The sequence below is a fragment of the Bradyrhizobium sp. genome (assembly GCF_017881085.1).
Lineage (GTDB): Bacteria > Pseudomonadota > Alphaproteobacteria > Rhizobiales > Xanthobacteraceae > Bradyrhizobium.
Window position 1 is genome coordinate 1 of sequence record NZ_JADGRI010000178.1, and the last position, 11,098, is coordinate 11,098.

General features: G+C 59.0%; 12 protein-coding genes. 9 read left to right on the forward strand and 3 right to left on the reverse strand.

The window, feature by feature from the left end:
- Positions 1–3: 3 nt before the first annotated feature.
- Positions 4–231, reverse strand: a complete 228-nt coding sequence (locus QZ213_RS17135; RefSeq protein WP_291687276.1) for a hypothetical protein — start codon at positions 229–231, stop codon at positions 4–6.
- Between the two features lie 198 nt (positions 232–429).
- Here QZ213_RS17135 and QZ213_RS17140 point away from each other — a divergent pair, with 198 nt between their 5' ends.
- The gene (locus tag QZ213_RS17140; protein ID WP_291687277.1) at positions 430–678 is read left to right on the forward strand and encodes a hypothetical protein; all 249 of its coding nucleotides are present in this window, start codon (positions 430–432) and stop codon (positions 676–678) included.
- 83 nt (positions 679–761) lie between these two features.
- Here the strand turns inward: QZ213_RS17140 and QZ213_RS17145 are convergent, their stop codons facing one another.
- Positions 762–1,127: a hypothetical protein gene (locus QZ213_RS17145; RefSeq protein WP_291687286.1), complete on the reverse strand. Its 366-nt coding sequence runs from the start codon at positions 1,125–1,127 to the stop codon at positions 762–764.
- A 224-nt stretch (positions 1,128–1,351) separates the two neighbouring features.
- On the opposite strand from QZ213_RS17145, the gene QZ213_RS17150 reads away from it, so the two are divergent.
- From QZ213_RS17150 to QZ213_RS17170, 6 genes are all read left to right on the forward strand, one after another.
- Entirely contained in the window at positions 1,352–1,885 is a 534-nt protein-coding gene (locus tag QZ213_RS17150) for a PRC-barrel domain-containing protein (RefSeq protein WP_291687278.1), read from the forward strand.
- Positions 1,886–2,089: 204 nt separating this feature from the next.
- Positions 2,090–2,302: a dodecin family protein gene (locus tag QZ213_RS17155; RefSeq protein WP_291687279.1), complete on the forward strand. Its 213-nt coding sequence runs from the start codon at positions 2,090–2,092 to the stop codon at positions 2,300–2,302.
- A 388-nt stretch (positions 2,303–2,690) separates the two neighbouring features.
- Complete coding sequence (locus tag QZ213_RS27195) at positions 2,691–2,933, forward strand: DNA-directed RNA polymerase subunit alpha C-terminal domain-containing protein (protein WP_365885068.1); 243 nt, start codon at positions 2,691–2,693, stop codon at positions 2,931–2,933.
- A gap of 1,365 nt (positions 2,934–4,298) precedes the next feature.
- Positions 4,299–6,497, forward strand: a complete 2,199-nt coding sequence (locus QZ213_RS17160; protein ID WP_291687280.1) for a glycoside hydrolase family 65 protein — start codon at positions 4,299–4,301, stop codon at positions 6,495–6,497.
- Positions 6,494–7,312, forward strand: a complete 819-nt coding sequence (locus QZ213_RS17165) for a universal stress protein (RefSeq protein ID WP_291687281.1) — start codon at positions 6,494–6,496, stop codon at positions 7,310–7,312. The genes QZ213_RS17160 and QZ213_RS17165 overlap by 4 nt, the downstream gene beginning before the upstream one ends.
- A gap of 60 nt (positions 7,313–7,372) precedes the next feature.
- Complete coding sequence (locus QZ213_RS17170) at positions 7,373–8,131, forward strand: beta-phosphoglucomutase family hydrolase (RefSeq protein ID WP_291687282.1); 759 nt, start codon at positions 7,373–7,375, stop codon at positions 8,129–8,131.
- A gap of 236 nt (positions 8,132–8,367) precedes the next feature.
- On the opposite strand, the gene QZ213_RS17175 is transcribed toward QZ213_RS17170, so the two are convergent.
- Positions 8,368–9,483, reverse strand: a complete 1,116-nt coding sequence (locus QZ213_RS17175; RefSeq protein WP_291687283.1) for a glycosyltransferase family 4 protein — start codon at positions 9,481–9,483, stop codon at positions 8,368–8,370.
- An 842-nt stretch (positions 9,484–10,325) separates the two neighbouring features.
- Between QZ213_RS17175 and QZ213_RS17180 the strand changes: the two genes are divergently transcribed.
- Both QZ213_RS17180 and QZ213_RS17185 read left to right on the forward strand, forming a co-directional pair.
- Positions 10,326–10,574 carry a hypothetical protein gene (locus QZ213_RS17180; RefSeq protein WP_291687284.1) on the forward strand — a complete coding sequence of 83 codons (249 nt, stop codon included), beginning with the start codon at positions 10,326–10,328 and terminating at the stop codon, positions 10,572–10,574.
- A 26-nt stretch (positions 10,575–10,600) separates the two neighbouring features.
- Entirely contained in the window at positions 10,601–11,017 is a 417-nt protein-coding gene (locus tag QZ213_RS17185; RefSeq protein ID WP_291687285.1) for a DUF302 domain-containing protein, read from the forward strand.
- Positions 11,018–11,098: the final 81 nt, after the last annotated feature.

Below are 11,098 nucleotides of genomic sequence, written 5' to 3' on the forward strand. Positions count from 1 at the left end.
ATCCTATTTGCGAGTAGACTTGTTTCCGCTCTCGACTGAGCCGGCCTTTTTTTTGGCGTCGCTGTCATGTTTCGACGGTGCGGGTTGCGTCGCACTGACTGGGTCTGACGCCGGAAATGTGTCTTTCAAGCCCTTCTGAAGTTCGTTGTGGGTTGCTTTATCGGCCTTCGCAGCTTCTTTCGGACTGGCCGCATGCTTGTCGATCGGTGCCGGATTGAATTTGTCGCCCATTTCAGATCTCCCTTTCACCTATCAATGCTCCGCCCCACAGGCAGTTCCGTTCAAGGGGGACCGCCAGCCGCCCGCTGACGGAATGAATTGGGCGATCCGGCTAGCCCAATGGCGGGGCTGTCATCCGCCTGCGGAACAATCTTGCGCGCGATCAATTGACGTTTGTCTGCAGGACCAAATTTAATTGGAGGGTGCGCCATGACCGACGATGTGCCCCCGCCGCCGTTTATTTATGAAGGCGCGGAAACGATAGAAGACGTGAAGTCGCCAGCCACAGGTGTGTCTGACACTGTGAAGGCGACAGCGCATCGATTGAGTGACGCCTATGACACTGCCCGAAAGCCTGGCATGCCATTGAGCATCCTAAGTAACATCGCCAGGGAAGCGCCTCTAGGCTCGCTTTTAGTGGCATTTCTTCTCGGGGTTGCGGTGGCGCGGCGGCGTTAGCAAACAAAAGACCGCCCGAAGGCGGCTCTTTATTCGAACCGCAAACTAGGCCCCCTCGTCGTGAGGTCGCCGCAACGCCGGATTTATTTCGGCCGGATCGTCGGATCGCCGCCAGGGCTGCCGGGTGGAGGAATGACCGGCATATTGCCCGTCTCAGGCGTTGGTGCGCGAATTTCCGGGTCAACTCCTGTGGGCGGGCAGAGCACGCCGTCGGATCTCGCCAGTTTGTCACTGAGCGGCTCCGCTCGCGGGTCGGTGGTCGTGGTGCCCTGCGGCGCGATGGTGCCTTGTGGCATCGATTGCGTAGGCGCGCAACCCGTCGCATTCCTCGCGGGCGCTGGCGGGGCCGTTTGAGCCGGCGGCGTCGCTGGCGTAGGCGGAGCCTGCGCGGTTGCCGCGCTGGATGCGGTCAGAGTTGCCAAGATCAAAACAAGCGCTTGTCTTTGCATGGGGAGCAAATGCTTCCGCGTCACCGTTGTTCCCTGCTGGCGGCGAAACCGACTGGCGTATTCGGTCTACCGGCCCTCAGGATGCCGAGCGAGCGAACGGCGGCGTTTCAGGGGAACCCGCCAACCGCGAGTCGCGCGGCCGCTGAAAATCTGTCCGGCCGCCTGGAACAGCTGGCGGAGTGGCGTGTTTCCTCCCCATCTATTTCATATCAGGGAGAAATCACATGTTAGCAAAATATATGACGGCCGGCTTGGCCGCGTCCGCGTTACTTGCGACCGTTGCGTTTGCGCAGACTCCGACGACCACCACCGATCGCGCCAACATGGCGGCGGCGGAGGCATCGGATTCCTCGTTCCAGGGTGACTGGCGCACTTCGAAGATTGTCGGCCTCAACGTCTACAACGACAAGAATGAGAGCGTCGGCTCGATCAACGATCTCCTGACCGACAAGAACGGGAACATCAAGGCGGTGGTGATCGGCGTCGGCGGTTTCCTCGGCGTCGGCGAACATCTGGTCGCCGTGGCCTTTGACAAGATCAAATTCGTCAACGAGCCGGTCGCCTACACCGGTGCGTCGAATGCCCCCGCCCCGGGCAGCCGGCCGGCGTCATCGACGACCACGGGTGCTGCGCCCACGAATACCGCACCGGCCACGGCGACGGCTTCGAAGCCCAATCCCTGGTATCCGGATCATGCGCTGTTCAACGCGACCAAGGATGAGCTGAAGGCGTTGCCTGAGTTCAAATATTCGACGTAAGGCGCCGGCGTGAGTTAGACCTGATCTTCAAATGGCCGGACGGCATTGCTGCCGTCCGGTCATTTTTTTTGACCGCATACGGCGCGTCGCGCACGGGAGGCAGCGGCATGGTGCGCCGCATCCTTTCAGCGCCGATATCCCGGTGTTAGGCTTCCCGGCCGCAGGACCACCTGCGTCCTGCCTCACACCGAACGGGAGGACGACATGGCTGAAAGCGTCTACAAGGTCATCGAGTTGATCGGTACCAGCAAGGACTCCTGGGAAAAGGCCGCCGCGGCGGCGGTCGACAGGGCCGGCAAGTCCCTTCGGGATCTTCGTGTCGCTGAAGTCGTCCTGCTCGACCTGCAACTGGATGCCGCAGGCAAGGTCGAGGCCTACCGCGCCAAGCTCAAGATATCGTTCAAATTCGAGGGCTGACGACGCGATCGCGATGCGCCTTGCGCTCCCTCTCCCGCAGGCGGCAAGGCTGTCCGGGGAAGATCACGCATACCAGAATACGAGCTGAAACCTGGGTTCGCGCGGAGGGAGCCTTTCCTTCAATAGTAGATCAGGCGCTATTCGACCGCGCGCGAACAATAATCGATCAGCGCGACAATCATTATTCCGATGCGGAACTGCTCGCGTTGCTGCAAGCGGTACTTGAAGAGGAGGGTTCACTTTCCGGTCACGTCATTGACGAGCGAGACAACATGCCCTCGTCAAGCATGTATCGGTCGCGATTTGGAAGTCTGCTGCGGGCTTATACGATGATCGGTTATTTGCCGGATCGAGATTACCGATATGTTGAGATAAACAGAACCCTTCGATGCTTTATCCAGCTCCGGGGCTTCCGGACGAAACGCCTATCGACAACATCCGATTTTCCACCAGGATCAGGAGCGCGCTCAATGCGGCGGGCTTGAAGACAGTCGGTGAAATCCGCGAGGCGTCGGACGCGACGCTGCTAAGCTTTCGAGACCTTGGAGCTGGCTCGATCGCCCGCCTCCGCGAAACTCTGGGGCTGCCACCAGCACGCGCGCTGAGCCCAAAGGGTAAAAAACCGACCTGATTACAGCAAATTGCCAAGCCCTCAGGGCGGCTTTCGCGCGGGCTGAACGCTTGAGGAAGATGAACGCCTTCGAGCGCTAGCGTTGTCGGGAATTATTCCCGCCATGACTCCAGGAAGCCCGCTGGTGAATTCTAGGCGTCGGAGGCTCCGACCCCCGCCGGCCATCGCGGAAAACGAATCCCGAAGGCCGGGGTGCCTCAACGTCTATCCATCCGCCGGTCGACCATTATCGATACTGGGTCCCGACGTATGTGGCGCCAGCAGTACCCAATGAATCGCGCGATCAGCCACACGATCACGCGGACGACCACGATGGCGAATGCAAACTGCATCCAAACCGACCCACCAATGCCTCGCAAGACCACCTCTAGACGATCGCCCCAGGGATACGGCAGAGCGGCCGTTCCTGTCTCAATCGCCGTCATGGTGGTCCGAAGATACAAGGTCAAAAATTCGGGCTTGTAAACGAAGGCGGCGCCAAGGCTGGCTAACGTGAACAAGGCGGTCCACACTCGCGTCACATGGGTGAGGATCCACCTTTTCCTCGCAGATTGGTCGGCCATCCTCGGATCCTGTTCGGCGGCGGCATAGAAAAAGCCGCCCGGGCATTACTCCGTGCGGCTCTAATACGCGACTGCCGGTTTCCCGGTTCCGCCGCTATCAATGTAATCAACGAGCAGCTCAATGGTTGCATTGGCGGGGAAAGAAAAACCCGCCGGGGAGAGCCGGCGGGCGGTGATAAGACAGCGAGACTGGCTTGATCCAGTGCGCCGTAGGCGCATATTTTGCAGGTGGACCAAATTCTTCCGCCGAAGCTAACCGACCGGGGCGGCGGGATTTCTCGGCGGCATGGCAGTTTTCGCCCGCCTCCCGAGGCCAGGACGGCCAGAACGAAACAGAGCAGCCCGATCATGCCGCCAGCTTAGGCGATTCCATCACGTCATCAACTCGAATAAGGTTTTCGGTACACACAGGTGCCATAGAAAGCCTTCACTTTGGTCAGTGCGTCCAAAACGGCCGCCTGGCGGCTGCTGAGCGGTAGCAGCTCAAGCCAAGGCTCGATCTCCCAGGTGTTTTGTTTGCTGTGCCATTCATTCCTTTTCGCTTCGACCAACCATTCGTCAATATCAGCCCCGTTCACAGAGTTGCCCACAACAAGGTCAAGACAGGCGGCATGATCTACATCAAAGCACCGCTGGGCTAATTTCGCTATGAAAGTCGGCCGAGCGGGGCAATTGGATGCTCCGTGTAGGGCCGTCCTAGCTGAACGCGGAACACCCTTTCGCGAGCCCTGCTGGCGTTGCAAGCAAGGTGGGTAGCGATTGTGATTTAGGGAGCCTGACTAACCCGCTAGGATAGAATGGCATGGTCGATCCTCTCAGCAGAGACCCTTCGGGGCTTCCTGAAATGCTTGATCACCAACCTAGTACGCATTTCGCGGAATTGCCAGCGTCGCCCACTGAAGATCCCGAATGGATCCTTGTTGAGGAAGGATTCACGCTCGCACGCGAGCACGAACTGGAATCATTGTTCGCGATCGGGAATGGCTATGCCGGATCTCGCGCATCGCTTACCGAAGGCAGCCCGCTCTCTGCACCTGCGACTTTCGTGGCGGGGGTCTTCGATTCAAAGCCCGGCTCCGTGCCGGAGCTGGCCCCTATGACGGACTGGACGCGTCTCTCCGCCATAATTGAAGGTCAACCGCTTCGGCTTGATCGGGGGCATAATCTCGAGCACCGGCGCATCCTCGACATGCGGCAAGGGATTTTCTGGAGGGAGTGGCGGCACCAGGACGAAGCCGGTCGGATCACGCGGCTGCAAGTGTTGCGTCTTGCCTCCTTGGCCGACCGTCACCTGCTGGTTCAATGTGTGACGATTACGCCCGAAAACTACAGCGGCAGGATGTCCGTCGATGCCACGTTGACGGGCCCCGTCATACAGGTCACGGGTAACGGCACGACGGTCGCCATGGCAGTTTCGCATCGCGTTATGAATCGGGTCGAACGCCGGACGCCATCAGCTGAACAGGTAGAAGGCCGGCAAAGCTTTGAACTCAAGCTAGGCGAAACATACCGGTTCGATCGGATGGTCGCCTTACACACATCGAGGGACACGGTCGAGCCGCGCGAAACGGCGCGCAGACATGTCGAGCGGGCGATTGAGGACGTGACAGGCGTGATCGGCGAGCACCGTGACGCCTGGTTGGCAAGATGGGAGGCATCTGACCTTCGGATCGAGGGCGATCCTGCTGCGCAGCGCGCGTTGCGCTTTGCCATTTATCATCTGTTGAGTGCGGCGAATCCGCAAGACGATCGCGTGTCTATTGGCGCCCGCGGGCTGAGCGGAACCACCTACAAGGGGCATGTGTTCTGGGACACCGACATTTTTATGCTGCCGTTTTTTATACTCACTTATCCGGAGGCGGCGCACGCGCTCGTCATGTACCGCTATCATACGCTTGCTGCGGCACGAGCTAAAGCAGCCCGACTTGGGTATCGCGGCGCACTCTACGCCTGGGAGTCGGCCGATAGAGGCGAAGAGGTGACGCCCCCGTCCGTCATCGCTCCTAGCAACGAGGTCGTTCGGATCCTCACAGGAGAGCAGGAGCAACACATTGGTGCAGATGTAGCCTTCGGTGTGTGGAATTACTGGCAAGCTACCGGGGACGATCGGTTTCTTATCGAGGCGGGGGCAGAAATTCTGTTCGAGACAGCGCGCTTTTGGGCAAGTCGCGCCGAGCGCGAAGAAGATGGCCGCTATCATATTCGTCGAGTCATTGGGCCCGATGAATACCACGAGACGGTAGATGACAACGCCTACACCAATGGTATGGCGCAGTGGAACCTGGAAGTCGCGCGAGAGATCGCGGATCTTATTGTGGAGCGTTGGCCCGAGCAGTGGCAGGGGCTCTCGCGGCGGCTCGGCATTGAACCTGAGGAGCCGCGCCGGTGGCAGAATGTGGCTCGCGATTTCTATACTGGGTTCGACGAGCAGACCGGACTGTTCGAGCAGTTTCGCGGCTATTTCGGCTTGGAGGAAATCGACCTTGCCTCGTTCGTGCCGCGAACCGCACCCATGGACGTACTGCTTGGTCGCGAGCGCATTCAGCGGTCCAAGATCATCAAGCAGCCTGATGTGGTGATGCTGGTATGTCTTCTCTGGGAGCGCATGCCCCCGGAGGTCCGCAAGGCCAATTTCGAGTACTACGAGCCACGCTGTGGGCATGGAAGCTCGCTGAGCCCCGCAATTCACGCGCTCGTGGCGGCGCGCCTTGGCGACACTGCGCTGGCGGAGCGTTATTTCCGTCAAGCAGCCGAGATCGACCTGGCGGACAACATGGGTAACGCGGCCGGCGGAATTCACGCCGGAGCGCTCGGCGGGCTATGGCAGGCTGCGGCGCTCGGCTTCGGGGGCTTGTACCTCTGCGGAGAGAGGCCCGAGCATCGCGCGAACCTGCCGTTAAACTGGCGCAGCCTGTCGATGCGCTTTCAGTGGCGGGCACGATGGCACGAACTCACGGTTCCTGAGGGCACGGAGAGTCGGAATGCGGAGGACGCACCATGAGCGAACCAGTCATCCTCGTGCCACTCGACGGCTCGACGCAGGCGCTGGCATCGCTGCCAGTGGCAAAGGTGCTCGGCGAGATCGAGCGAGCGGCCCTCCACATTTTGCACGTCGGCGAGCATGAGCCGGCAGGCGAGGGTTTGCGCAGTCGACTCGGACGCGAGGTTCCGGAGCTCGACGGCTTGACCATCGACGCTCGGGTCGGAACGCCGTCAGTAGAGATTTTGCGAGTCGCGGCGGAGATAAAGCCGCGATTGATCGTCATGTGCAAACACAGTAGCGCCGAGCGGGGGAAGATGCCGGGCCGCACGGCGATGAAAGTGCTGCACGATGCTTCTTGTTCTGTGGTGCTGGTGCCGCCGGGGCGTGGTGCAACGCCGTGGCATCTTCACCATGTCCTGGTGCCGCACGATGGGACCCCCACAACCAGCGCTGCACTGCGACCCGCGGCAGAGCTTGCTGAACATGCCCACGCTGAACTGCTGGTGGTTCACGTAACCGACATCAGGGGAGCTCCTGCGGAGCCCGGTTCCCTCACCACGCCACGTTACGTCGATCAGCCACAGCACGAGTGGCCTGCCTGGAGCACCGAATTTTTAAATCGTCTTTCATCCATTTGCCCGCTTGGCCACCTGCACGTCCGGCTATTGCTCGCCCATGGCGATATCGCCGCGGAAATCCTGCGCTTGTCCGAAAAACGATCCACGGATCTAATCGTCCTCGCCTGGAGAGGACGGTGGGAAGCACCGCATGCGGCAGCCATGAAGGCCATCCTGCGTGAGGCGCACTGCCCCATAATGGTAGTACATATTTGAAATTGTAGCACACCTTAGCGATTCTATAGGAAAATGAACACCCCTTGCGCGAGAGAAGCGATGCTCGTTGAGTCAGTTACGATAAACCGGCGCGACTTCGACGCCGCGATTTTCGATCTCGATGGTGTGCTGACCGATACGGCACGGGTCCACGCGGCTGCGTGGAAAGCAGTTTTTGACGCGTTCCTGCAGAAGTGGGCGCAGCGGCATGGTCAGGCCTTTCAGCCGTTCGATATCGCTGCCGACTACCTCGACTATGTCGATGGGCGACCGCGCGACGACGGCGTTCGAAGCTTTCTCGCCGCCCGGGGCATAAATCTTCTGGAGGGATCAGAGCGCGACCCTGAGGACGCCGACACAGTGCACGTTCTGGGCGAACGCAAGACACGGCTGTTTCTACAAGCGCTGCAAAAAGGAATCAGCCCAGCAGCGGGCGTCCCGGCGCTTCTGAAAAAGCTCCGGCAAGCAGGGGTCAAGACTGCAGTGGGTTCATCGAGCAAGAATACCACCGCCATTCTGCACGCTGCCGGACTCGAGCATCATTTCGATGCCTGCGTCGACGGGCTTGACGCTGAGGCGCTCAGCCTCCGGGGCAAGCCGGCTCCGGCCCTGTTTCTCGAGATCGCACGCCGTCTCAATGTTGCGCCATCGCGTGTAATCCTGTTTGAGGATGCGTTGGCTGGGGTCGAAGCCGGCAAACGGGGTGGTTTCGGATGCGTGGTCGGCATCGATCGCGGCCAGCAACCTGAGGCATTACGTCAACACGGCGCCGATGTCGTCATCAAGACCTTGCTAGAAGTGCATGTAGAAGAAAACTAGCTAGCCTGCCGCATGACAGCGGCGGACATTCGTGCGCCGACAAGGGCGAGCGAGGTCGCTCGAATTCCTGCTCCAGATGTGGAAGCCAACCTGATTTCTTCGGGTTGAGATCGAATTCCAGCCCGAGTGAGGCCTTCAGAAGCGTCCAGCGTAGCGGAGAGCGAAACCGTCGCGGGAGTAGACGGCTTCCTCAATGTAAGCAGGCTCGGCTGCTTACATCTGTGACGCCGGGATCATCAATGGATCGACTCACTCGGCTCGTTGGCAAGCTCCGCGGCGGTCGTGTGCAGAGGCTCGGCTTGGTTCGGGACTAGCTTCACATTCGTCCGCACGAGCAACGAATTGTAGACGCGTACGTATTCGTTCGCCATGCGCGTGGCGCTGAACCGGTCTTCAAAACGCCGGCGTACCGCGCGGCGATCCAGCGCCATGACGCGCGGCAGCGTGACGGTTGCCTCTTCGATGCTGTCAACGATATGCCCGGTCAATCCGTCTTCGACCACCTCCTCGACCGAACCGCGACGCAGCGCCAGCACCGGCGTGCCGCAGGCCATCGCCTCGATCATTGACATCCCGAATGGCTCGGGCCAATCGATCAGGAACATCAGAGCCAAGGCCTGGCCGAGGAAATCGGTCTTCTCCTGCTCGTCGATTTCGCCGATAAACTGCAGGTCCGGCCCTTTGAGCAATGGAGCGATCTGCTCGAGGAAATAGGCCTCGTCCACCCGATCCACTTTGGCCGCGATCTTCAAGGGGATGCCGAGCGTCTGTGCCACTTTGATCGCGCGATCGACCCCCTTCTCCGGTGAAATGCGCCCGAGGAAGGCCAAATAGCCGCCACGCGGATTAAACGTCGGCTGGTGCAGATCGAGCGGCAGCCCATGGTAGACCGTGGCGACGACGTTGGCGTTTTGGATTGGCACACGCTGAGCGTCGGAGATTGAGACCAGCGGCATCTCGTGGAAGCCGAAATAGAGCGGGCGCAGGTCTGGCAGATCCTGCCGACCGTGCAATGTCGTCACGGTGCGACCGGCGAGCCGCCGAAACAGTGGAAAATGGAACTGATCAATGTGGAAGTGCAAGATGTCGAAATCATCGGCGCACTCGCGTACACGGTCCAGCATCAGCATGTAATACGGAATCGGATCGCGCACGTTCGGGTCGAGCCGCAGCGCCCTCGTGGCGCAACTGACGAGCTGTGCGGACGTCACGGAGTCGCCGCTCGCGAACAACGTTACCTCGTGGCCCGAGCGGACGAGTTCTTCCGTGAGATATGAAACGACCCGCTCTGTGCCACCATAGAACCGGGGCGGGACGCTTTCAATAAGAGGCGCGATCTGGGCAATTTTCACTGAGCACTCCACTGACATCTCTAACAGAACGACTTGGTTCAACTCCTATTCTTTTGCTTTTATTCGGCGCGCGGATTACGGCTGGTTATAATAATCACACATAGGCGAACTCCAATTTGATCCAAGTCAAAGAGCAATGTCTGTTCTTAGCTGAACGTCAATGTAGCTCGCCAAGCCGAACACAGCACGACGACAATATGCTTCCAGCCCCTCCGATCCCGCGCGAATAACTGGAGACGTTTGCTTTGAAACGCTTAACATGGACTTGGCTATTCCGGCATGCGAAAGCGCCGTACGACAGTACCCGAACAGCATTCGGCTAATTTTTTCGCTTGGTCGCGCTTACGAAATGAAAAAGGTTTCCGCTCCGCACTTGTCCAATACCGAAAGGCGGCGGAGGGGCCCATTTGGGAGCGCTCGCGACCTGTGTGTACCGAAAACTTAAACCTGGACGTAGTGATGGTGATGGTGATGGTGATGGTGAAGCCCGCCGAGGATCGGGTGTGAACGAATGATTCCGATCTGATGAATCGGACGAGAAATCGGCGCATCCTTGTGCAAAGACCGATGCGTTCTGACGGAGTTGGAGCACCGAAATCGTTGCACTGACCTGCGGCACCCGGAACTCCTTGCGACCTCCTTACTCAAGTGTCCACGGCAAGATTGTTGCGAAACACCGTCCGAGACCAAAAAGATTGGAAAACTGTCGCCTTTAAGCAGTTTCATTTTTTTGACCCTACGAGGTAGGCCCTGGAGGAACAGATGGTGGTGCCAAGATCTGACGTAACGCACGGCCCGGCACCGATCAGACGCCGGTCGGAAACCTGTCCTCACGGGAAGACTTGCTCGAAATGGGAAGCCGAGGCAGTTTCGCCGAGATCGACAGCTATTTAGATATTGCCTGGCCGAAATTTCAAAAGGCAGTACAAAAGGCGGTGGTGTATCGTGTGCGCGAGATCGCCGCGGACAAATGCGGCCGAACGTTATCAATCATCGTTTGCTGGCCGCGGCCGTCCTTTGATTTAGATCATGATGTTCGCGCGGCGGGAGGGCTTTCCTGCGCTTTAAGCAGCATTCCAAACGGAGATTAGTGCGAGGCCGCGAACAGGAGGCGTAGATGACCTACCATTTCTCCACCACTGTCAACATGAGGTTTGACGACGCGGTGGCCTGCACAAAAGAGGTGCTCAAACAGCACAATTTTCGAGTGGTTTCCGAAATCGATATGAAGGACAACTTCAAGAAGGCGCTCAATCTCGAATTTCGTCCATACCTTGTTCTCGGCGCATGCAATCCACAACTCACTTACCGAGCGCTTCAAGCGGAAGACAAGATTGGAACGATGTTACCCTGCACTATCGTCTTGCAGCAACACGACGATGGCCGCGTTGAGATTTCCGCAATTGATCCCGTTGTCTCAATGCAAGCCATCACCCATGTCGTCGTGAGCCAGGTTGCCGAAGAGCTCCGCTCCCATTTGAAAAGCGTGATCGATCAAGTGGGCCACACAGCCAAGTCTGCAGGCATCACCTAGGATATTTGCTTCGCCTCCTGCGGAGCCGTGGGCGGCGAGCTTAGTCGCGAAGGCCGAGAAGGCCTTGATGTTCTCTTCGCT